Raw genomic sequence first — 20703 nt, forward strand, 5'->3', positions numbered from 1 at the left:
CAGGCCCGCCCGGCGTGGGTCCGACGGCGCAGAGGGAGCTGCCCCGCGGGGGGTGTCGCGTGCGGGAATCTCCCGCTGCGGGGTTGTCGTCCCCGGACGGGGGGCCTAGGGTCTCCCCTCGGGAGTAAGCGCTTTCTGAGCCGTTCCGAAGCGTGTCGGACACTCTCCCGGACCCTGACCCGGACCCTGACCCGGACCCTGCCCGGACCCGGTCGCCGAGCCCTTGAGGACGCGCCGCATGCCCCCGCCCCGCCGCCCCCTCCCGGCGCCGCGTCGCCGTGATCGGCGCCGGCGCCATCGTCGTCGGCGGTCATCTGCCCGCGCTGCGGGCCCATGCCGACCGGGTCGAACTGGTCGCCGCCGTCGACGTGGCCCCAAGGCCGGCTGGACGCCTTCCGGGAGCTCGCGGGCGGGCGGGTCGCCGGGTACACCTCGACCGGCGCCATGCTGGACGCCGTACGCGCCGACCTGGTGCTCATCGGGACGCCGCCCGCGCTGCACCGGGAGCAGACGACCCTGGCGCGGACCGCGCGACTTCACCGGCGGCCGTGTCTTCACCCCGGACCGGGAGGACGCCGTCGAGGTGATGGGCCGTCAGGGGTCGTGGCCGGCCTTCGCCTCCGAGCGCGACGAGGTGGACGCTCACTCCATGCTCCTCTTCGCGCACGCCCCGGAGAACCTCGACGAGACGTCCGCGATCCACGCCTCCCACTGGTTCGTGCGCAGCGAGCCCGTCCCGGCTGTCGCGGTCTCCTGGGCGTTCTTCGAGGAGTTCACGCTCGCACCGGGGGAGAGCTTCGGCTACCGCTACCGCGTGGTGATCGCCGACGGCGCCTGGGACCGCGAGCGGGTCGCCGCGCGTCTGGAGGGCCTGCCGTGGTGACGCCCCCGGGCGGCAAGGTGAACACCTCGCCAACGGCGGGTGAACGGTGCACCGGCTCAAGGGGAACGGTGCATGACCTTTCGTTGAACGGCCCCCGACGTGGCTCGGACCGGACTTCCCGAGGGGCGCGTTTCCGCCGTCGCCGGGACGGTGATGCCCCTGTCATCCCTGCTCGGATGGCTTGAACTCGACGCACTCACTGGGCATTTGAGGTCTTGCTACAAGCGTTTTCGGCCAAAGTGATCTGTGACGCCCCGTGTTCACGCCGACGCACATAGTGTGTGGGCGCCGCGTCGCCACACCCAGGGCACAGGGCCCTGCCGGGACTTGCACGCGGCGGAGGATCACTCCTTGACCACAGCATCCGTGCTGATGGCCGACGTCTTCCAGGTCCAGCCCTACACCTCGCACTGCCGGGTCATCCACGACGAGGGCGCACACGCCGTCATCGGTGTGTCCCCCGGCAACAGCTACTTCTCCGCCGGGCGGCTGCACGATCTCGCCCGCTGGGGGCTGAACCGATTCGAACGCGTCGACTTCGTCTACACCGACCTCTACGTCGCCGAGATGTACGAGGCGTCCGGCTACACCCCCGACGACGCCCGACGCAAGGCCGTCAAGAACCTCAGGGGAGTCCGTGCCAAGGTACGGGACGCGGTGACGGCGGCCGACCCCGACGGCAAGCGGCTGCGCTGGCAGCCGATGTCGGCCTTCCAGGCCAACGACGCCTACCGCGACCTGCACCAGCACCTCACCCACCGGCTCTCCACCGACGACGACTTCCGCGCCGTGTGCACCGCGCTCGTCAGCCGCTTCCTCACCTCACGGGGAGAGCCGGCGAACGAGCGGCAGCGCGCCGTCTGCCTGGAGTATGTCTGTGCGGAGGCCCCGCTCTTCCTCGACACCCCGGCCATCCTCGGTGTGCCGTCCTCACTCAACTGCTACCACCAGCTGCTGCCGATGGCGGAGCTGCTGTACGCGCGCGGCGCCGGACTGCGCGCCTCCCGCAACCAGGGGCACGCCATCGTGACCCCGGCCGACGCCGACCCGGCCGGTTCCGTCCCCGTCCCCGCCCCCGCCGTCGTCGAAGGAGCCGCCGCATGACCGTCAGCACCGTCCAGACCCCGCCCCTGCTCGACTTCCCCTTCTCCTGGGACGGCACCCAGGTGCCCGACGAGGTGGCCGCGCTGCGGGAGGCGGCTCCGGTGACCCGGGTGCGGACCATCGCCGGTGACGAGGCGTGGCTGGTGTCGTCGTACCGGCTGTGCCGGCAGGTCCTCACCGACGGCCGGTTCTCCCTGAAGGACACCTCCGCCCCGGGCATGCCCCGCCAGTACGCCCTGACGATCCCGCCCGAGGTCGTGAACAACATGGGCAACATCACCGGCGCGGGCCTGCGCCGGGCGGTGATGAGGGCGCTCAACCCGAAGGCCGAGGGGCTGGAGGAGTGGATGCGCAACGAGGCGCACCGCCTCGTCGACGTGCTCGTCGCCGAGGGGCCGACCGCCGACCTGCGCGGCGCGTTCTGCGACCCCTACTCCGCCGGGATGCATTGCCGCATCCTCGGCATCCCCACGAGCGAGGCCCCCGCGTTCCTGCGCAGCCTCGACATCGCCTTCATGAACTCCCCGTGCCCGATCACCGGCGCCAAGGTCAACTGGGACCGGGACATGGCCCGGATGACCGGTCTGCTGAACGACCCCGCGACCGGTGGGCTGATGGGGGAGCTGGCCGCCCTGCGGGACGACCCGGACTACGCCCACCTCAGCGACGAGATGCTCGCCACCGTCGGCGTCACCCTGTTCGGCGCCGGCGTGATCTCCACCTCCGGTTTCCTCACCATGGCCCTCGTCCATCTGCTCACCCACCCCGAGGTGTGGGACTTGGTGCGGGAGCGGCCCGAGGTGACCAGTGGGGCCGTGGAGGAGCTGCTGCGGGTCAACCTGTCCATCGGTGACGCACTGCCCCGCATCGCCCTGGAGGACGTCACCCTGGGCGACGTGCGGGTGCGCGCGGGCGAACTGGTGCTGGTGCTCGTCGAGGGAGCCAACTTCGACGAGGAGCGCTTCCCCGACCCGCATCGCTTCGACGCCGAGCGTCCCAACGCCGCCGACCATCTCTCCTTCGGCGGCGGCTCGCACTACTGCCCGGCGACCGGGCTCGGCCGCCGCCACGCCGAGGTCGCCCTGGAGGTGCTCACCGAGCGGCTGCCGGAACTCGCCCTCGCCGTGCCCGCGGGACAACTGGTGTGGCGCACCGGGTTCATGAAGCGCATCCCGGAGCGGCTGCCGGTCACCTGGTAACCGCGCCGCCGCCCAGCCCGGGCGCAGGCCGGCCGGCAGCTCAGTGGCTGCCGGACACCGGGGGGCCGGCCTGCCCGGGCGCGCGGCACTTCCCCGTCGACGTGCGGCGGGGCCTCCCTTCGAGGGGGCCGTGCGGCGGGGCCTCCCCCTTCGTCGAGGGGGCCGTCGCCGGGGATCAGGCGTGCCGGTGCGGCCTGCGCATCATGTCGTGCAGCGTCGTCCGGTCGTCGGTCTCGACGACGCCCGGCTCCCGGCGGCGTCGATGCCCCGCACCGCCCCGCATCATCGCCAGCGCCAGTGAGAAGATCAGCGCCAGCGCCAGGCCCGAGCAGAACAGCGCCAGCCCGTTCAGCGTGGCGATGTGGTGGCCGAGCACGGACACGGAGTAGTGGGGGCCGCCGCCCAGGTTGCCGGCGATCGCGAGGACGGTGAAGGCCACCGTGGCCGCGAGGAGGAGGAGTCCGAGCAACAGCATGCGAGTCATCTCCCCGAAGAGCCCCGAAGGGCCCGGAAGAGGGGTGAACAGGGGTGTGCCACCCTCGCGGGTACCCCCTGCCGCCGCCGCGTACCGCACCTACCCTGGAGGTGTGGCTCGTTCCAACGACGAGGTGGCCGCGCTGTTCCAGGAGTACGCGGACCTGATCTCGATCACCGGGGGAGACGCGTTCCGGGCACGTGTCTACGAGAAGGCTGCCCGCGCGATCGGCGGCCACCACGCGGACGTGGCCCGCCTCGACGTCAAGGGACTCCAGGAGATCCCTGGCGTCGGCAGGTCGATCGCCGAGAAGATCACCGAGTACCTGCGCTCCGGGTCCGTCCGTGCCGTCGAGGAACTGCGCGCCCGCATCCCCGCCGGCGTCCGGCGGCTGACCGCCATCCCCACCCTCGGCCCCAAGAAGGCCCTGGTGCTGTACGAGGAGCTCGGCGTCTCCTCCGTCGAGGAGCTGACCGACGCGATCCACGGCGAACGGCTGCGCGACCTGAAGGGCTTCGGCCCGAAGACCGAGCAGAACATCCTGCACGGCATCGAACTGCTGCGCTCCGCCGGCGACCGCGTCCTGCTCGACGCCGCCCTCGACCTCGCCGACGACCTGGTCGCCGCCCTGTCCGGCGTGACCGGCTGCCGCCGCTGCGCCTACGCCGGCTCCCTGCGCCGTGTCAGGGAGACCGTCGGCGACCTCGACATCCTCGCCGCCGCCGACGACTCCGGCCCGCTGATGACGGCGTTCACCGAGCTGCCGTACGTCAGCGAGGTCATCGCGCACGGCACCACCAAGACCTCGGTGCGCACCAGCAAAGGCCTCGCCGTGGACCTGCGCGTCGTACCCCCCGACTCCTGGGGCGCGGCCCTGCAGTACTTCACCGGCTCCAAGGCCCACAACATCCGCACCCGTGAACGCGCGGTGCACCACAAGCTGAAGCTGTCCGAATACGGGCTGTTCGACGCCGAGAGCGGCGAGAAGATCGTCTCCGAGACCGAGGAGGACGTGTACGCCCGGCTCGGCCTGCCGTGGATCCCGCCGACCCTGCGCGAGGACCGCGGCGAGATCGAGGCGGGCCTGCGCGGCGAACTGCCCCACCTGGTCACCGAGGCCGATCTGCGCGGAGACCTGCACACCCACACCGATCTCACCGACGGGCTCGCCCCGCTGCAGGACATGGTCGCCGCGGCCGCCGAACGCGGCTACGCCTACTACGCGATCACCGACCACGGGCCGGACATGGCCATGCAGCGCATGACCGACGAGCGGATGCTCGCCCAGCGCGAACGCGTGCGCGCACTGGACGGCACGCTCGGCAAGGGGCGGGGCATGCGGCTGCTGCACGGCGCGGAGCTGAACATCGGCCCCGACGGGGAGGTGGACTGGCCGGCGCCGTTCCTGGCCGGTTTCGACCTGTGCGTGGCCTCCGTGCACTCCCACTTCGGCCAGGACCGCGCCACGATGACCCGGCGGCTCGTGCGGGCCTGCGAGAACCCTCACGTCGACATCATCGGCCACCCCACCACCCGCCTCATCGGCAAGCGGCCCGGCATCGACGCCGATCTCGACGCGGTGTTCGCCGCCTGCGCCCGCACCGGCACCGCACTGGAGATCAACGCCCACCCCGACCGGCTGGACCTGCGCGACGAGGACATCCTGCGGGCCAAGCGGCACGGCGTGAAGTTCGCCGTGAACAGCGACGCCCACTCCACCCTGCACCTGGCCAACATGCGCTACGGCATCGGCACGGCCCAGCGCGGCTGGCTCACCGCGGACGACGTGATCAACACCTGGCCGCTCACCCGGCTGCGCCGCTTCCTGCGCCAGGGCCGCCCGGCACGCTAGCCCGGCGGGCGGCCCGGCAGGCGGCCCGGCAGGCGGCTCGGCGTGTGCCCGGGCGGGGCGCCGGGTACCCGGGCGGGAGCCGTACGGCGGCCGGCGCCGGAAGGAGACGCGAGGCGCATGGAGTTTCGTGACCGCACCCAGGCCGGTCGGGAACTGGCCGAGCAGCTGCGCATCCGGCACGACAAGGGCGCCCTCCCGCACCCCTTGGTCCTCGCGCTGCCCCGCGGCGGCGTGCCGGTGGCCCGCGAGGTCGCCCGCGCCCTGGACGCCCCGCTCGACGTGCTCGTCGCCCGCAAGATCGGCGCGCCCTTCCAGCAGGAGCTGGGCGTCGGAGCGCTCGCCGGTGACGACCCGCCCCTGTTCGACGAGTGGGCGCTGAGCCGGCTCGGCCTCACCCACGAGGCGCTGGCGGGCACGGTGGAGCGCGAGCGCGCCGAACTGCGCCGCCGCGAACGCCTCTACCGCGGCGACCGCCCGCCGCTGGACCTCGCCGGACGCACCGTGATCGTCGTCGACGACGGGCTCGCCACCGGGGCGACCGCGCGCGCCGCCGTCCGCTGGGCCCGCCGCCAGCGACCCGAACGCGTCGTCCTGGCGGTGCCCGTCGCCGCCCCCGAGTCCGCCGAACTGCTCTCCCGCGAGGCCGACGAGGTGGTGTGCCCGTACCGGCCGGCCGACTTCCGCGCCGTCGGCCAGTGGTACGACGACTTCGAGCAGCTCAGCGACGCCGATGTGCTCGACGCGCTGCGGGAGGGATGAGCATGGCCACCGAACCGGCACACCGTGCCGTGCTCGTGGGCGTCGACGACACCTCCGACTCCTGGCTCGCCGCCGACTGGGCCGCCACCGAAGCAGGCCTGCGCGGCACCGCCCTGCGCGTGCTGCACGCCGTCGGCCCGGGCAGCCCGGCCGGCGAGGGCGCCGACGCACGCGTCCTGGACGCGGCCGCCTCCGTCCTCGACGACGCCGTGGCCCGGATCTCCGCCGGGCACCCCGGGCTGCTCCTGGACACCGCCCTCGCCCACGACCAGCCCGCCGAGGCCCTCATCGACGCGGCCCAGGACGCCGACCTGATCGTCGTCGGCACCCGCGGCCGCGGCGGCTTCAGCGGACTGCTGCTGGGCTCGGTGAGCCTGCGCACCGCCGCGCACGCGGACCGGCCGGTCGTCGTCGCACGCGGGCACACGGACAGGGCCGCACACGGCAGCGTGGTCGTCGGCGTACGCGACGAACGGGACGCGGACGCCGTACGGTTCGCGCTCTACGAGGCGCGGCTGCGCGGGGTCGGGGTGCGGGTGCTGCACGCCTGGACGCCGCTCGCGCGGGTGGGGCGGGTGGTGCCCCAGGAGAGCCAGGTGGACGACGAACAGCATCTCCACACGCGCGTGCTGGAACACGCGGCCCGGCCGATCGCGGAGTTCCCGCAGGTCCGCGCCGACACCGACCTCGTCATGGGCACCCCGGCGGCCGCCCTGGTGGACGCCTCCGCGCGAGCCGGTCTGGTCGTCGTCTCCCGGCATCCGCCCGCCGGCCGGTTCGGGTTGCGGCTGGGCAGCGTGGTCCACGCGGTGCTGCACCACGCCGAGTGCCCCGTCGCCGTCGTCCCCACCGCGCGGACGGAGCAGGAGACCTGACGTGCCCGCGATGGACGACGACGAGGCCCGCCGGCGGTTCACCGGCGCCCGCGTCGCCCGCCTCGCCACCGTCGGCGCCGACGGCCACCCGCATCTGGTGCCCGTCGTGTTCGCCGCCGACGGCGACCGGATCGTCACGGCCGTCGACCGCAAACCCAAGGCCACCCAGCGGCTCCAGCGGCTGCGCAACATCGCCGTCCACCCGGCGGTGAGCCTGCTCGCCGATGCCTACGACGAGGACTGGGACCGCCTGTGGTGGGTGCGCGCCGACGGCGGCGCCCGCAGCGTGCCACCGGACGCCGCCGACCCCGCGGCACGCGAGGAGCACGCCGGGGCGATCACCCTGCTGCGCCGCAAGTACCCGCAGTACGCCACCCACCCGCCCGACGGCCCGGTCGTCGTGGTCACCGTCACCCGCTGGACCGGATGGCGCGCCACCGGCTGACGGCACGCCGAGCCGCCGCGCGGCCCCAGAGCGGTGCGTCACGGGTGGATGGTCAGGGAGCAGGACCAGCCGTACGGTCCCCGGCCCAGGTGCAGCTCGTGGCAGGACTCCTCCGTGGGCATCCTGCCGGTGATCTCCACGTTCGCCAGCTCGGCCACCGCGAGGCGCACGTCCAGCTCGTCGTCCTCCGCGTCCGCCTCCACGTCCACCGGCACCCGGCCGTACACCTCCAGCCGGTAGACGACCTCCTCCAGCAGCGCCGCCAGCAGGTCGTCGTCGCCCGTCCCGGCCACCCGCAGCCGCTCCACCGCCGTGGGCCGCACCCGGGACACGTCCGCGAAGCACTCCACCATCCCGAGGACCGCCTCCGCCAGACAGTCCTCCCGGCTCGCACCCCACGCGTCGATCCGGACGTCGCCGGTGTGCGGCACCGCCCGGTGACCGCTCTCGCCCCGTCCGCGTTCCAGACTGTCGTCACCCGTGTCGCCGTTGACCATGTCCCCCGTGTGCCCGCTCGCCCGCAGGGCACACGGACGGGCCGGGGCCCGCCCGGTCCGCCGCGTTCCGCGCTCCGGTCGGCCGCGCGTCAGAGGACGGGCGCCCGGGGGCCGTCGGGGCTCTCGCCGCGGCGCTCGACGACCTCCCTCGCGATCGCGGCGACCTCCTCTTGCGGCAGCCACCTGAAGCCCTCCCGCGTGACCAGCGCGACCAGCGGGAACAGGCGCCGGGTCAGATCCGGGCCGCCGGTCGCCGAGTCGTCGTCGGCGGCGTCGTACAGCGCCTGTACGGCCGCCGTGACGATCTCCGTCTCCGGCAGCCCCGCGCGGTACAGCTTCTTCAGCGCGCCCCGCGCGTACACCGAGCCGGAGCCGGTCGCGGTGAAGCCCGGCTCCTCGGTGCGGCCGCCGGTGACGTCGTAGCCGAAGATCCGGCCCACGCCCCGGTCCAGGTCGTAACCCGCGAAGAGCGGCACCACGGCCAGGCCCTGCATGGCCATCTGGAGGTTGCCGCGCACCATCGTGGTCAGCCGGTTGGCCTTGCCGTCGAGGGAGAGCGCGGTGCCCTCGATCTTCTCGTGGTGCTCCAGCTCCAGCTGGAACAGCCGGACCAGCTCCACGGCGATGCCGACCGTACCGGCGATGGCGACGGCGGAGTGCTCGTCCGCCGGGAACACCTTCTCGTACTCGCGGTGGGCGATGACGTTGCCCATCGTCACCCGCCGGTCGCCCGCGACGAGCACACCGTCGGCGTAGGTCGCCGCGACGATCGTCGTTCCGTGCGGCGCCTCGAACCCCGGGGCGGGGGAGGGCAGTTCGCGGCTGCCGGGCAGCAGGTCGGGCGCCTGCGCGGCGAGGAAGTCGACGAAGGACGACGTCTCGGCGGCCAGGAAGGAGGGCGGCAGTCCGCCGTCGCTGCTCGGGTGGGCGCTCATGGCGTTCCTTCCTGTCGCGGGCGGGCCGGCCGAGGGGACGTCCCCGTGTGCGACGCACCCTACCCGCGGCATGGCGCGCGCATGCGGCACCGCCGCTCAGGGGTGCAGGGCGAGGCAGTGGTAGCCGTCCAGGTCCTCGCTGTCGACGCGGGACCAGCCGGCGGTCAGGAGTTCGGCGTCGGCGGGGGTGAGCTCCCACGGGTGGGACTCGCCGCGTGAGGGGTCGTGGAGCGACGCGCCGACCCAGAAGACGCCGCCCGGGGCGAGGAGGCCGCGGACACGGGAGAGGAAGGCCGCCTTGTCGGGAATCCAGCGGAAGACCAGCCGGCAGGTGATCAGCGCGTAGGCGGGGTGGGGCAGCAGCCCGGCCGGGTCGCCGGCGGTGAAGTCCACCTCCCGCACGTCCAGTTCGGGGTGGCGCCGGCGGGCCCCGGCGACCGCGGTCGGCGCGCAGTCGACGGCGGTGACCCGGTAGCCCAGCCGGTGCACGCGGGCCGCCAGCTCGCCCAGGCCGCAGCCGATGTCCAGCGCGGGCCGTCCCGCACCCGGCCCGACCTGCCGGCGCAGCACCTCCGCCTCCCGGTCGTCGATGGTGCGGTAGCGGCGGCCCGACCGCCACACGGGCTCCCAGTACTCCGCCGCCGTCGACACGCTCCCGTCGGTCATGTGGTGGGTCCCTTCCGCTAGCCGAGTGCCCGGTCCAGGTTGAACGCCGCGCTGATCAGGGCGAGATGCGTGAACGCCTGCGGGAAGTTGCCCTGCTGCTCGCCCGTGTGGCCGATCTCCTCCGCGTACAGCCCCAGATGGTTGGCGTAGGTCAGCATCTTCTCGAAGGCCAGGCGGGCCTCGTCCAGCCGGCCGGCGTGGACCAGGGCCTCGACGTACCAGAAGGAGCAGATCGAGAAGGTTCCCTCGTCGCCGCGCACGCCGTCGGGGCTGCTCAGCGGGTCGTAGCGGTAGACCAGGGAGTCGGAGACCAGGTCCCGGGTGAGGGCGTCCAGGGTGGACAGCCACTTGGGGTCGGTCGGTGCGATGAACTTGCTCAACGGCATCATCAGCACCGCCGCGTCCAGCACGTCGCCGTCCTCGTACTGGACGAACGCCTCGCGCGCCGCCGACCAGCCGTGGTCCATGATCCGGCGGTAGATCGTGTCCCGGCACACCCGCCAGCGGTTGAGGTCGGCGGGCAGCCCGCGCCGGTTGGCCATGCGGATGGCCCGCTCGATCGCCACCCAGCACATCAGCCGTGAGTACAGGAAGTTCTTGCGGCCGCCCCGCGTCTCCCAGATGCCCTCGTCGGGCTGGTCCCAGTGCGCGCACACCCAGTCGACGAGCGCGCACACGTCGTCCCACTGGTCGCTGGAGATCGGCTTCGCCCACTTGTCGTAGAGGTAGATCGAGTCGACGAGCGCGCCGTAGATGTCGAGCTGGAGCTGGTCGGCGGCGGCGTTGCCGACGCGTACCGGAGCCGAACCGAAGTGGCCCGACAGATGGGGCAGTTCGCGTTCCGTCAGATCGGTGCGGCCGTCGATGCCGTACATGATCTGCAGCGGCCCGGCCCCGCCGTGGTCGCCGGGGCTTATGTGCCGGGTGACGAAGTCCATGAACGCCCCGGCCTCCTCGCTGAAGCCGAGGCGCAGCAGCGCGTACACGCAGAACGCGGCGTCGCGCACCCACAGGTACCGGTAGTCCCAGTTGCGTTCGCCGCCGAGCTGCTCGGGCAGGCTGGTGGTCGGCGCGGCGACGATCGCGCCGGTCGGCGCGTAGGTGAGCAGCTTCAGGGTGAGGGCCGAGCGGTGCACCATCTCCCGCCAGCGGCCCCGGTAGCGGGAGGCGGACAGCCAGCGGCGCCAGTACGCCACGGTGGCCGCGAACTGTTCCTCGGCCTCCCGGCTCGCGCACCGGCGGGGCGCCACCTCGCCGCCGACCTCGTCCAGCGCGAACACAGCCGACTCGCCCTCGGCGAGCTTGAACTCCGCCCGCACGTCCTGCCCGTCGGGCTCCAGCGGGACGGTCGAGGTCAGGCCCAGGGACAGCTGGCCGGTGGTGAACACCGCGGTGTCGCCGACCAGGCGCAGGGTGTGGGCGCGGGAGGCGTAGTCGAAGCGCGGGGCGATACGGGCCCGGAACGGGACGGTGCCGCGTACGCACAGCACTCTGCGGATCAGCCGGTGCCGCGCCCGTTCCGCCGGGCCGCCGCCGAGCGGCATGAAGTCCTGCACCTCACCCACGCCGTCCTCGGTGAAGAAGCGGGTGATCAGTACGTTGGTGTCGGGGAAGTAGAACTGTTTGGTACGGGCCGCCCCGCTCGCCGCCAGCTCGAAACAGCCGCCGCGCTCGGCGTCCAGGATCGCGGCGAAGACGCTCGGCGCGTCGAACGACGGGCAGCAGTACCAGTCGATGGTGCCGTTCGTCCCGACCAGCGCGACGGTGCGCAGATCACCGATCAGTCCGTGGTCGGCGACCGGCAGACAGCCGGCGCACCGGCTCACACCCTCGTCCGCTGCCTGGGCCATCACAGCCTCCCTGGACCTGTGCCCGCGGGGCGGCTTCCAGCTTAGGGCTTGTCCACGGGGCCGGCCCGCGGACGTGAGCCCCGGACGCGGGCGCCGGGCGTGGGCCCCGGACGTGGGGCCGGCGCGGTGCTCCGGGCGTGGGCCCCGGACGTGGGGCCGGCGCGGTGCTCCGGGCGTGGGCCCGGCGCGGTGCTCCGGACGTGGGGCCGGCGCGGTGCTCCGGGCGGGACCGGCCCCGGCCGAGGGAGCCGCTCTCGTCAGACCGTCACCACGTCGATCCCGGCCTCCTCCAGTCGCCGTACCTCCTGCGGATCCGCCGCCGAGTCCGTCACCAGCGTGTTCACGGTTTCGGCCGCGCAGATGCGGGCGAAGGCTCGGCGGCCCAGCTTGCTGGAGTCGGCGGCGACGATCACGCGCTCGGCGCGCTCGCACAGCAGCCGGTTGATCGCGGCCTCCGCCTCGTCGTGCGCGGCGGCCCCGTACACCACGTCGAAGGAGACCACGCCGAGCACGGCGACATCGAGGGTGATCTGACCGAGCACCCCGTCCGCGAGCGGCCCGATCAGCTCGTACGACTGCGCCCGTGCCACCCCGCCCGTCACCACGATCTTGAACTGGGGCCGCACCGCCAGCTCGTTGGCGATGTTGAGGGCGTTGGTGACGACGGTGAGCGCGGGGGAGCCGGAGGCGAGGTCGCTGCGCACGGCGAGCGCGCGGGCCACCTCGGTGGTGGTGGTGCCGCCGGTCAGCCCGACGGCCTCCCCGGGCGCGATCAGTTCGGCCACCGCCCGGGCGATGCGCTGCTTCTCCGAGGCGCGCCGGGCCGTCTTGTAGCGCAGCGGCAGTTCGTACGACACCCCGTGCACGACCGCGCCGCCCCGGGTGCGCACCAGCATCTGCTGCTCGGCCAGCTGGTCGAAGTCGCGGCGGATCGTCGCGGCCGAGACCTCCAGCTCGGCGGCCGCCTCCTCGACGTCCAGCCGGCCGCGTTCGACGAGCAGCTCCAGCAGCGCCTTCCAGCGGGCGTCGCGCGACATCCGCACCTCCGTCTTCCCTGCGTGTCGGCTTCCCGGTGACCCTAGCGCACCCCACCTGGCGTCGAATGCTTGAAGTTGCTCGAAAGCTCGCTATATCTTGCATAAACAAACACACCCTGGGAGGGGCAGCCGCATGACGCATGTCGAGGACGAGCTGAACAGCCAGCCGGAGTGCTGGACCCGCGCCGCGGCGGAGGCGGCCGCGCACGCCGCGGCACTGCCCGCACCGGGGGAGCGGGTCGCGGTCGTCGGCTGCGGCACCTCCTACTTCATGGCCCAGGCGGTCGCCGGCCTGCGCGAGGCCGCGGGCCAGGGCGAGACCGACGCCTTCGCCGCCTCCGAGTTCCCCGACGGCCGCGCCTACGACCGGGTCGTCGCGCTCACCCGCTCCGGCACCACCACGGAGGTGCTCGAACTGCTCGGCCGGCTGCACGGCCGTACCCGCACCACCGCGGTCACCGCCGACCCCGGCACCCCGGTCATGGCGGCCGCCGACGATGTCGTCGTGCTCCCCTACGCCGACGAGCGCTCCGTCGTGCAGACCCGCTTCGCCACCACCGCGCTCACCCTGCTGCGCGCCCACCTCGGCCTGCACACCGACGCCGCCGTCACCGACGCGCGCACCGCGCTCGCCGCCGAACTGCCCGAACGGCTCGTCGGCTGCCGCCAGTTCACCTTCCTCGGCCGCGGCTGGACGGTCGGCCTGGCGAACGAGGCCGGGCTGAAGATGCGCGAGGCGTCGCTGTCCTGGACCGAGGCCTACCCGGCGATGGAGTACCGGCACGGCCCGATCAGCGTCACCACCGAGGGCACCGCCACCTGGATGTTCGGCCAGGCACCCGAGGGCCTGGCCGACCAGGTGCGGGCCACCGGCGGACTGTGGGTGGACGGCGGCCTCGACCCGCTCGCCGAACTGGTCCGCGCCCAGCGCCTCGCGGTCGCCGTCGCCGCGGCCCGCGGCCTCGACCCCGACCAGCCGCGCCACCTCACCCGCTCGGTGATCCTCGCCCCCTGAGCCGCCCGACACCCCGGAAAGGACAGGCCGTGCCCCTCGCGACCACCGGCGAGCTCGTCACCCGTGCCGCCGTCGACCGCTCAGCCGTCGCCGCGTTCAACATCATCACGCTGGAGCACGTCGAGGCCGTCATCGCCGGCGCCGAACAGGCCGGCGCACCCGTCGTCCTCCAGGTCAGCGAGAACGCCGTCACGTTCCGCTACGGCCGCCTCCTGCCGCTCGCCCGCGCCGCCGTCGCCGCCGCCGAGGCCGCCGAGGTGCCCATCGCCCTGCACCTCGACCATGTGCAGAGCGACGCCCTGCTGCGCCAGGCACCGGCGGCGGGCTTCAGCTCGGTGATGTACGACGCCTCCGCGCTGCCGTACGCCGAGAACCTCGCCGCCACCCGCGCCGCCGCCGACTGGGCACACGCCCAAGGACTCTGGATCGAGGCGGAGCTGGGACAGGTCGGCGGCAAGAACGGCCGCCGCCCGCTGGACGCGCACGCCCCCGGCGCGCGCACCGACCCCACCGAGGCGCGCGGCTTCGTCGCCGACTCCGGCGTCGACGCGCTCGCCGTCGCCATCGGCAGCGCACATGCCATGACCACCCGCACCGCCACCCTCGACCACGAACTCCTCAAGCGCCTCTCCCAGGCCCTCCAGCTCCCGCTCGTCCTGCACGGCTCCTCCGGCGTCCCCGACGACGAACTGCGCACGGCCGTCGCGGGCGGCATCACCAAGGTGAACGTCGGCACCGCCCTCAACCAGGCGATGACCGCGGCGATCCGCGACTTCCTCGCCGCCCACCCCGAAGCGGTGGACTCCCGCAAATACCTCAGCGTGGGCCGCGAGGCGATGATCCGGGAGGTGACACGGATCATCGACGTCCTGAACTGACCCACCACGTCACCTAGGGCGCAAGGGACGACGGACACCCCCCGCCCCGGCCCCGACCCAGAAACCGGCCGTAGGCGTGACAGCAACCGGCCACCGGAGGGCAACGGGCCGCCGCAGGCATCAAAGGGGCGCGGGGAACTGCGCGACCAGCCACAGTGCACCCGCACCCGAAACGCGACCAGGCGCCGCAGGCACAGCGCACCCGCACCCGAAACGCGACCAGGCGCCGCAGGCACAGCGCACCCGCACCCGAAACGCGACCCAGCGCCGCAGGCACAACGCACCCGCGGACTAACGACAACCCGGCGCCGCAGGCTTACCTCTTCACGGCCCGAAGCACCACGAACTTGGGATCGCTCGCCACCACCGCACTGTTGCCGAACACCCGCCGCAGCTTGACGTGATACCCCAGGTGCCGGTTACCGATCACCCACAGCTCACCACCCGGCCGCAGCACCCGCCGCGCCCCCGTGAACATCCGGAAGGCCGTCGCGTCCGTCGTGGCCTGGTGGGAGTGGAACGGCGGATTGTTCAGCACCAGATCCACGCTCCCGGAGGCCACCCCGGCCAGCCCGTCCCCGACCCGGAACTCCCCGTGCCCGGGCACCCCGTTCGCCTTGTACGTCGCCTCCGCCGAGGCCACCGCCTGGAAGGACTCGTCCACGAACAGCACCTCGGCCTCCGGGTCGGCCAGCGCCACCGAGGTCCCGACGACGCCGTTGCCGCAGCCCAGGTCGACGACGCGCCGGGCGCCGCGGGCGGCGGGCAGATGCCCGAGGAAGAACCGCGTACCGATGTCCAGCCGGTCCGCGCAGAACACGCCCGCATGGTTCACCACCGGCCGCCCCGACGCCGGGCCGATGCCGTCCGGCAGCGTGTAGGTGTACGGCCACGGGTTGGCGGGACGCTCCCGCCCCGGCTCCGGCGTGCAGAGGATCAGCCGCGCCTTCTGCCGGGCGAGCGAGGTGCGGGTCGGGCCCAGAAGCTCCTCGAACAGGGCCAGCGTCGAGGTGTGGATCTCCTTCACCATGCCGGCGCCGACCACCACGGACCCCTCGTGCAGCGCGGGCGCCAGCCGCAGCAGCTGGTCCTCCAGCAGCGCCAGGCTCTTCGGCACCCGCACCAGCAGCACGTCGATCCGCTCCGGCGGCGCGTCCTGCGTGGTCAGCAGGGGCACCGCCCCCGGAGTGACCCCGTTGCGCGCGAGGTTGGCGCGGGTCGCCTCCTGCGCCAGATAGGAGTCGGTGATCTGCGCCGGCGCGTGCGCCGCGAGCGCGGTGACCAGCGCGCCCCAGCGGTCACCGACGACCACGACCGTGCCGGACAGATCGACCCGTTCCTCGGCCAGGTGCCGCAGCAGATACACGTCGGAGGCGTCCCAGGCGCGCAGCCTGTCGCGCGGGTCCTCGGGGAAACGGGTCAGCGCGAGCTCGCCCCAGGGCGTCGTCATACGGTCGTTCATGGTGCGTCCAGGCTAGCGGAGCCGCAGCTCAGGCCCCGTGGGGCAGGATGGTGCCATGGACGCCGAGCTGTCAGCGGACGCTGCTGGACGCCTGCCGCGCCTGGGCCCGCCCGCCGGCGGGGCTGCGCACCGTGCACACACCGGGCGGCGGCACGATGACCGCCCGACAGGTCTGCCTCGGCTGGCACTGGTACCCCTACGCCTACGCCCGTACGGTCGTCGACGGCGACGGCGCCCCCGTCAAGCCGTTCCCGGCCTGGCTCGGCGAACTGGGCCGCCGCGCGGTGACCGCGGCGCTGGGCCCGCAGGCGGAGCCGGTGGCGCCGTACGACATCGCGCTGATCAACTTCTACGACGGGGACGCCCGCATGGGCATGCACCGTGACGGCGACGAGAAGGCCGACGCGCCGGTGGTGTCGATCAGCCTCGGTGACCGTTGCGTCTTCCGCTTCGGCAACACCGCCACCCGCACCCGGCCCTACACCGACGTCGAGCTGCGCAGCGGTGACCTCTTCGTCTTCGGCGGGCCGTCCCGCCTCGCCTACCACGGGGTGCCGCGCGTGCTGCCGGGCACCGCACCGCCGTGGCTCGGGCTGACCGGGCGGCTGAACATCACGCTGCGGGTCAGCGGGCTGCGGCCGGACGCCACCTGAGCAGCGGATCATGACAGACTCATCCCCCATGAGCGGCAAGGCGGACCCCCGGCAGGCGGGGGAAGGGACCACCTCCAGGACGCGGCTGGACCGGGGGCGCGGTGCGCTCGGGCCCGCGTTGGAGCTCGTGCACACCGGACGCGCCCCGACCCGTGCCGTATTGACCGCCGAACTCGGCGTCACGCGCGCGACCGCCGGTGCGGTGGCCGCCGAACTGGAGGCGCTCGGCCTGATCCGCGTCGACGCCCGGCCCAGCGCCCCCGCCGGCTCCCAGGGCCGCCCCTCGCACCGGCTGAACCTCGCCGAGGACGGGCCGGTCGCGCTGGCCGCGCAGGTCCACGCCGACGGCTTCCGCGCCGCTCTGGTCGGCCTCGGCGGGCGGATCGTCGCGACCGCGCCCGGCTGCGAGACCGTCGACGCCGACCCGGCGAAGGTGCTCGGGTCCGTGGTCGAGGCGGGCGCGCAACTGCTGCACGAGACCGGCCGCCGCTGTGTGGGCGCCGGGCTCGCCGTGCCCTCCGCGGTCGCCGAACCGGAGGGCCTCGCGCTGAACCCGCTGCACCTGGCCTGGCCGGTGGGCGCGCCCGTGCGGGAGATCTTCGCCGCGTGCGTGCACGACGCCGGGATCGCCGGGCCGGCGTTCGCCGCCAACGACGTCAACCTCGCCGCGCTCGCCGAGCACCGGCACGGCGCCGGACGGGGCTCGCGTGACCTGCTGTGCGTGGCCACCGGGCACCGCGGCGTGGGCGGCGCGCTGGTGCTCGACGGGCGGCTGCACACCGGCAGTTCGGGCCTCGCCCTGGAGGTCGGCCACCTCACCGTCAACCCGGAGGGCGGCCGCCCCTGCCACTGCGGCAGCCGCGGCTGCCTCGACGTCGAGGCCGACCCGCTCGCCCTGCTCACCGCCGCCGGACGCGATCCCGGCCCCGAGGTGTCACTGCTCCAGCAGGCCAACGACCTGATCCGGCAGGAGTACGACGATCCGGACGTCCGGTATGCCGTGGAGGCCCTCATCGACCGGCTGGGCCTGGGCCTGGCCGGACTGGTGAACATCCTCAACCCCGACCGCATCATCCTCGGCGGGCTGCACGGCACGCTGCTGGACGCCGACCCCGAGCGGCTGCGTGCCGTCGTCGCCGACCGCAGCCTGTGGGGCCGCAGCGGCGGCGTGCCCATCCTCGCCTGCTCCCTGGACCACAACAGCCTGGTCGGAGCGGCCGAGTTGGCGTGGCAGCCGGTGCTGGACGACCCGCTGGGGGCGCTGACCGGGGGCTGACCTCCGGCTACAGCGCGGCACCCCCGTCGATCACCAGGTCCGTGCCGACCAGCGCCGCCGCCGCGTCGGAGGCCAGATACAGCACGGCCTGGGCGACCTCCTCGGTGGACGACACCCGGCCCAGCGGTGACTGGTCCTTCATGCGGACGGCGCGCTCCGCCTCGCTCTCCCCGGGCCGCAGCGACATCGTCGTGCCGGAGGCGCCGGGGCTGACGGCGTTGATCCGCACGCCGTCCGCGATGTACTCCAGCGCGGCCCCGCGGGTCAGGGAGGCCACGGCCGCCTTGCTCGCGCCGTACGCGACGGTGTTCGGCGCCTGCTTGTGCCGGCCCAGGTTGGAGGCGACGTTGACGATCGCACCCCCGTGCGGCTGGGTGCGCATCTGCCGGATCTCCGCCTGCAGGGCCAGGAAGACGCCGGTCACGTTGATGTCGAGCAGGGAGTGCCAGTCGTCCTCGGCGAGGTCGGCGAGCGGCGCGCCCCGGAAGACGCCCGCGTTGTTCACGGCCACGTCGAGGGCGCCGAATTGGTCGACGGCCGCGCACACCAGCGCCCGCACATCGGCGGCCCGGGCGACGTCGGCGACCTCCGCCACGGCGGTGCCGCCGGCCTGCTCGACCAGCGCCACGGTCTCGTCGAGCGGGGCCCGGGAGCGGCCGGCCACGACGACCCGGGCGCCCTCGGCGGCGAGGGCGAGCGCGACGGCCCGGCCGATGCCGGTTCCGGCACCGGTGACGAGGGCGGCGCGGCCGGAGAAACGGTTGCTGGACATGGTTGTTCCCTTCGAGAGAGCCACATGAAAGAGGTGGTGGAACGGGGTCCTTCAGCGCGTCGTCGGAGGGCGGGCGAGAAGGAGCGGGAGAGCCGCGGCCGTGCACAGGGCCGCCGCCGCGGAGAAGCTGGCTGCATCGTCGCCGACGGCGAGCACGGTCTGGGATTCCCTTCTTTCCAGACCGTTCGGTCAAATATCGGGGCAGTGAAACGCCGCCCCGCCGGAGCGTGCGCTCAGGGGCGGGCGTCAGTCCAGCAGCGCCAGTGCCTGTTCCGCCGCGTCGAGCACCCGGGCCGGGTCCGTCGAGGCCTTGCCGACCACCCGGAAGCCCTGCATCAGGACCAGCAGCATGCGGGCCAGGGCGCGCGGGTCGCACCCCTCGGGCAGCTCGCCCTGGGCCCGGGCGCGCAGCAGGGCCGAGTGCAGCAGGGTCTCCAGATGCCCCCAGTCGCGCTCCACGCGGCGGGCGGCGGCGTCGTCGTGCGGAGCCAGTTCGGCCGCCGTGTTGGTGACGAAACAGCCGCGCTCGCGGCGGGAGTCGTCCGCCGCCTCCGCGGCGAACCGGCGCACCACCGCCCGGACGGCGGGCAGGGCCGGCCCCGGCTGGGACAGCTCCAGCGCGAGCAGCGGGTTGTGCGCCTCGCCGTAGCGGTCCAGGGCCTTCAGATACAGGTCGTGCTTGTTGCCGAAGGTGGCGTAGATGCTCGCGCGCCCGATCCCCAGGTGCTCGACCAGGTCGGCCATGGACGTCGCTTCGTAGCCCTTGCGCCAGAAGAGGTCGAGGGCCGACAGCAGGACGGCGTCCGGATCGAATTCCTTGGTCCTGGCCATGCCGGTGAAGTTAGTCCATTGCAGAACGATCGGTCAATCAACGCTCGTCGTGGGAGGCGCCGCCACGGAGTCCCGGGCGATGAACGTCGTATCCAGCGTGATGTGCTGCGGCTCCCCGCCGCCGCCCTCGATCCGGGCCGTCAGCGCCCGCACCGAGCACGCCCCCAACTCCTGCACCGGCTGCGCCACCACGCTCATCCGCGGACGCACCGCCGCCGCCCAGTCCGGGTCGTCGAACGTGATCAGGGACAGGTCGTCCGGCACGGTGAGCCCACCGGCCCGCGCGGCCGTCAGCACCCCGAGGGCGATCATGCTGTCGGTGGCGAAGACGGCCGTCGGGCGGTCCGGCAGTGCCAGCAGGCCGGCCGCCAGCGCCGCCGGGTCCTGGCGGTGGAAGGTGCCGCGGCGCAGATACCGCTCGCTGTCCCCGATGCCCGCCTCGTACAGCGCCGCCCGGTAGCCCTCGATGCGTTCCAGGCCCGTCGTGATCGGGCCCGACGGGTCCTCGTCCCCGGTGCCGACCAGGCTCACCAGGCCGATCCGGCGATGGCCGGCCGCGATCAGACGGCGCACCGCGTCCTTGGCCGCGCCCCGGTTGTCGACGGTGACGGAGTCGCAGGGCAGGCCGGGTGCCCGCCGGTCGAGCAGGACGACGGGGCAGCCGGAGGTGTGCGCCGCCTTCAGGTGGGCGGCGTCGGCCGTGGAGGCGGGGGCGACGATCAGGCCGTCGACATGCTTGTCCAGCAGCGTCTTCACCGCCGCGCGCTCGGCGGTGACGTCCTCGTCGCTGTTGGCGAGCAGCACCTGGTAGCCGGCCGCGCGGGCCGCGTCGGTGATGCCGCGGGTGACGCCCGCGAAGAACGGGTTCTGGATGTCGGCCACCACCACGCCGAGCGTGTGCGTGCGCCCCGTGATCATCGAGCGGGCCAGCTGGTTGGGGCGGTAGCCCAGCTTCTCGGCCGCCGCGCGCACCTTCTCCCGGGCCTCCGGTGAGACGGACCCGTAGTCCGCCAGGGCGCGCGAGGCGGTGGAGCGGGAGACCCCGGCCTCACGTGCGACGTCGGGGATGGTGGCGGGGCGGGCGCGGCCGCTGCGTCGGTTCGTCGTCATGGCAGGAGTCAGATTATCGGGCGCGACACGGGTCTTGACGCTCCGGATCGGGCGGTGGGAAGGTTCTCACCACCGCCGGTGAGAACGTTCCCACAGCACTCCGCGCCCCGTGCGGCACGCGATTGGGAA

At 73.7% G+C, this 20703-nt stretch carries 20 protein-coding genes and 2 pseudogenes; 12 read left to right on the forward strand and 10 right to left on the reverse strand.

The window, feature by feature from the left end; all coding sequences use genetic code 11:
* Nucleotides 1-278: 278 nt before the first annotated feature.
* The 4 genes and pseudogenes from AC0B9F_RS23590 to AC0B9F_RS23605 all read left to right on the forward strand — a co-directional run.
* Nucleotides 279-531: pseudogene (locus AC0B9F_RS23590) on the forward strand (Gfo/Idh/MocA family oxidoreductase); the annotation flags it as partial.
* Nucleotides 518-883, forward strand: a pseudogene (locus AC0B9F_RS23595) (DUF6807 family protein); the annotation flags it as partial. The pseudogenes AC0B9F_RS23590 and AC0B9F_RS23595, both read left to right, overlap by 14 nt.
* A gap of 351 nt (nt 884-1234) precedes the next feature.
* Nucleotides 1235-1987, forward strand: coding sequence for a cyclodityrosine synthase (locus tag AC0B9F_RS23600; protein ID WP_472005715.1), 753 nt, complete (start codon nt 1235-1237; stop codon nt 1985-1987).
* Entirely contained in the window at nt 1984-3186 is a 1203-nt protein-coding gene (locus AC0B9F_RS23605; RefSeq protein ID WP_472005717.1) for a cytochrome P450, read from the forward strand. Before AC0B9F_RS23600 ends, AC0B9F_RS23605 begins: the two co-directional genes overlap by 4 nt.
* 175 nt (nt 3187-3361) lie before the next feature.
* Here the strand turns inward: AC0B9F_RS23605 and AC0B9F_RS23610 are convergent, their stop codons facing one another.
* Nucleotides 3362-3661, reverse strand: coding sequence for a hypothetical protein (locus AC0B9F_RS23610; RefSeq protein WP_472005719.1), 300 nt, complete (start codon nt 3659-3661; stop codon nt 3362-3364).
* A gap of 112 nt (nt 3662-3773) precedes the next feature.
* Here AC0B9F_RS23610 and polX point away from each other — a divergent pair, with 112 nt between their 5' ends.
* From polX to AC0B9F_RS23630, 4 genes are all read left to right on the forward strand, one after another.
* Nucleotides 3774-5513, forward strand: coding sequence for a DNA polymerase/3'-5' exonuclease PolX (gene polX, locus AC0B9F_RS23615; RefSeq protein WP_472005721.1), 1740 nt, complete (start codon nt 3774-3776; stop codon nt 5511-5513).
* Nucleotides 5514-5630: 117 nt separating this feature from the next.
* Nucleotides 5631-6272: a phosphoribosyltransferase gene (locus AC0B9F_RS23620; protein WP_472005723.1), complete on the forward strand. Its 642-nt coding sequence runs from the start codon at nt 5631-5633 to the stop codon at nt 6270-6272.
* Between the two features lie 2 nt (nt 6273-6274).
* Complete coding sequence (locus AC0B9F_RS23625; protein ID WP_472005725.1) at nt 6275-7147, forward strand: universal stress protein; 873 nt, start codon at nt 6275-6277, stop codon at nt 7145-7147.
* Nucleotide 7148: 1 nt separating this feature from the next.
* Nucleotides 7149-7592 (forward strand): TIGR03668 family PPOX class F420-dependent oxidoreductase, encoded by a 444-nt coding sequence (locus tag AC0B9F_RS23630; RefSeq protein WP_472005727.1) that lies wholly within the window; start codon nt 7149-7151, stop codon nt 7590-7592.
* Between the two features lie 38 nt (nt 7593-7630).
* Here the strand turns inward: AC0B9F_RS23630 and AC0B9F_RS23635 are convergent, their stop codons facing one another.
* The 5 genes from AC0B9F_RS23635 to AC0B9F_RS23655 form a co-directional block, all read right to left on the reverse strand.
* Nucleotides 7631-8089 carry an archease gene (locus AC0B9F_RS23635; RefSeq protein WP_472005729.1) on the reverse strand — a complete coding sequence of 153 codons (459 nt, stop codon included), beginning with the start codon at nt 8087-8089 and terminating at the stop codon, nt 7631-7633.
* Between the two features lie 89 nt (nt 8090-8178).
* Nucleotides 8179-9024, reverse strand: a complete 846-nt coding sequence (gene prcB / locus AC0B9F_RS23640; protein ID WP_472005731.1) for a proteasome subunit beta — start codon at nt 9022-9024, stop codon at nt 8179-8181.
* A gap of 96 nt (nt 9025-9120) precedes the next feature.
* Complete coding sequence (locus AC0B9F_RS23645) at nt 9121-9690, reverse strand: class I SAM-dependent methyltransferase (RefSeq protein WP_472005733.1); 570 nt, start codon at nt 9688-9690, stop codon at nt 9121-9123.
* Between the two features lie 17 nt (nt 9691-9707).
* The gene (locus AC0B9F_RS23650) at nt 9708-11540 is read right to left on the reverse strand and encodes a glycoside hydrolase family 15 protein (protein WP_472005735.1); all 1833 of its coding nucleotides are present in this window, start codon (nt 11538-11540) and stop codon (nt 9708-9710) included.
* 257 nt (nt 11541-11797) lie between these two features.
* Nucleotides 11798-12577 carry a DeoR/GlpR family DNA-binding transcription regulator gene (locus tag AC0B9F_RS23655; RefSeq protein ID WP_472005737.1) on the reverse strand — a complete coding sequence of 260 codons (780 nt, stop codon included), beginning with the start codon at nt 12575-12577 and terminating at the stop codon, nt 11798-11800.
* A gap of 133 nt (nt 12578-12710) precedes the next feature.
* On the opposite strand from AC0B9F_RS23655, the gene AC0B9F_RS23660 reads away from it, so the two are divergent.
* On the forward strand, nt 12711-13592 hold the full coding sequence (locus tag AC0B9F_RS23660; protein WP_472005739.1) for an SIS domain-containing protein: 882 nt from the start codon (nt 12711-12713) through the stop codon (nt 13590-13592).
* Nucleotides 13593-13621: 29 nt separating this feature from the next.
* Nucleotides 13622-14470 carry a class II fructose-bisphosphate aldolase gene (locus AC0B9F_RS23665; protein WP_472005741.1) on the forward strand — a complete coding sequence of 283 codons (849 nt, stop codon included), beginning with the start codon at nt 13622-13624 and terminating at the stop codon, nt 14468-14470.
* Between the two features lie 316 nt (nt 14471-14786).
* Here the strand turns inward: AC0B9F_RS23665 and AC0B9F_RS23670 are convergent, their stop codons facing one another.
* Nucleotides 14787-15920, reverse strand: coding sequence for a methyltransferase (locus AC0B9F_RS23670; RefSeq protein WP_472006111.1), 1134 nt, complete (start codon nt 15918-15920; stop codon nt 14787-14789).
* Between the two features lie 59 nt (nt 15921-15979).
* On the opposite strand from AC0B9F_RS23670, the gene AC0B9F_RS23675 reads away from it, so the two are divergent.
* Together AC0B9F_RS23675 and AC0B9F_RS23680 are read left to right on the forward strand one after the other, a co-directional pair.
* Nucleotides 15980-16585, forward strand: a complete 606-nt coding sequence (locus AC0B9F_RS23675) for an alpha-ketoglutarate-dependent dioxygenase AlkB family protein (protein ID WP_472005743.1) — start codon at nt 15980-15982, stop codon at nt 16583-16585.
* A gap of 28 nt (nt 16586-16613) precedes the next feature.
* A complete protein-coding gene (locus AC0B9F_RS23680; protein WP_472006112.1) occupies nt 16614-17861 on the forward strand; it encodes an ROK family protein in 1248 nt (415 codons plus the stop codon).
* Between the two features lie 7 nt (nt 17862-17868).
* Here the strand turns inward: AC0B9F_RS23680 and AC0B9F_RS23685 are convergent, their stop codons facing one another.
* The 3 genes from AC0B9F_RS23685 to AC0B9F_RS23695 all read right to left on the reverse strand — a co-directional run bounded on the left by AC0B9F_RS23685 (nt 17869) and on the right by AC0B9F_RS23695 (nt 20574).
* Entirely contained in the window at nt 17869-18633 is a 765-nt protein-coding gene (locus AC0B9F_RS23685; protein WP_472005745.1) for an SDR family NAD(P)-dependent oxidoreductase, read from the reverse strand.
* A gap of 246 nt (nt 18634-18879) precedes the next feature.
* Complete coding sequence (locus AC0B9F_RS23690; protein ID WP_472005747.1) at nt 18880-19464, reverse strand: TetR/AcrR family transcriptional regulator; 585 nt, start codon at nt 19462-19464, stop codon at nt 18880-18882.
* 33 nt (nt 19465-19497) lie between these two features.
* Complete coding sequence (locus tag AC0B9F_RS23695; RefSeq protein ID WP_472005749.1) at nt 19498-20574, reverse strand: LacI family DNA-binding transcriptional regulator; 1077 nt, start codon at nt 20572-20574, stop codon at nt 19498-19500.
* Nucleotides 20575-20703 lie beyond the last annotated feature (129 nt).

Source organism: Streptomyces sp. NPDC097129 (assembly GCF_055668065.1).

Bases quoted from the DNA above. Each gene is read 5' to 3' on its own strand.
- AC0B9F_RS23610 (WP_472005719.1), bottom strand. From the start codon at position 3,661: ATGCTGTTGCTCGGACTCCTCCTCCTCGCGGCCACGGTGGCCTTCACC.
- AC0B9F_RS23655 (WP_472005737.1), bottom strand. From the start codon at position 12,577: ATGTCGCGCGACGCCCGCTGGAAGGCGCTGCTGGAGCTGCTCGTCGAA.
- AC0B9F_RS23650 (WP_472005735.1), bottom strand. From the start codon at position 11,540: ATGGCCCAGGCAGCGGACGAGGGTGTGAGCCGGTGCGCCGGCTGTCTG.
- AC0B9F_RS23620 (WP_472005723.1), top strand. From the start codon at position 5,631: ATGGAGTTTCGTGACCGCACCCAGGCCGGTCGGGAACTGGCCGAGCAG.
- AC0B9F_RS23690 (WP_472005747.1), bottom strand. From the start codon at position 19,464: ATGGCCAGGACCAAGGAATTCGATCCGGACGCCGTCCTGCTGTCGGCC.
- AC0B9F_RS23695 (WP_472005749.1), bottom strand. From the start codon at position 20,574: ATGACGACGAACCGACGCAGCGGCCGCGCCCGCCCCGCCACCATCCCC.
- AC0B9F_RS23675 (WP_472005743.1), top strand. From the start codon at position 15,980: ATGGTGCCATGGACGCCGAGCTGTCAGCGGACGCTGCTGGACGCCTGC.
- AC0B9F_RS23660 (WP_472005739.1), top strand. From the start codon at position 12,711: ATGACGCATGTCGAGGACGAGCTGAACAGCCAGCCGGAGTGCTGGACC.
- AC0B9F_RS23685 (WP_472005745.1), bottom strand. From the start codon at position 18,633: ATGTCCAGCAACCGTTTCTCCGGCCGCGCCGCCCTCGTCACCGGTGCC.
- AC0B9F_RS23670 (WP_472006111.1), bottom strand. From the start codon at position 15,920: ATGACGACGCCCTGGGGCGAGCTCGCGCTGACCCGTTTCCCCGAGGAC.
- AC0B9F_RS23680 (WP_472006112.1), top strand. From the start codon at position 16,614: ATGAGCGGCAAGGCGGACCCCCGGCAGGCGGGGGAAGGGACCACCTCC.
- prcB (WP_472005731.1), bottom strand. From the start codon at position 9,024: ATGAGCGCCCACCCGAGCAGCGACGGCGGACTGCCGCCCTCCTTCCTG.
- AC0B9F_RS23645 (WP_472005733.1), bottom strand. From the start codon at position 9,690: ATGACCGACGGGAGCGTGTCGACGGCGGCGGAGTACTGGGAGCCCGTG.
- AC0B9F_RS23625 (WP_472005725.1), top strand. From the start codon at position 6,275: ATGGCCACCGAACCGGCACACCGTGCCGTGCTCGTGGGCGTCGACGAC.
- AC0B9F_RS23605 (WP_472005717.1), top strand. From the start codon at position 1,984: ATGACCGTCAGCACCGTCCAGACCCCGCCCCTGCTCGACTTCCCCTTC.
- AC0B9F_RS23635 (WP_472005729.1), bottom strand. From the start codon at position 8,089: ATGGTCAACGGCGACACGGGTGACGACAGTCTGGAACGCGGACGGGGC.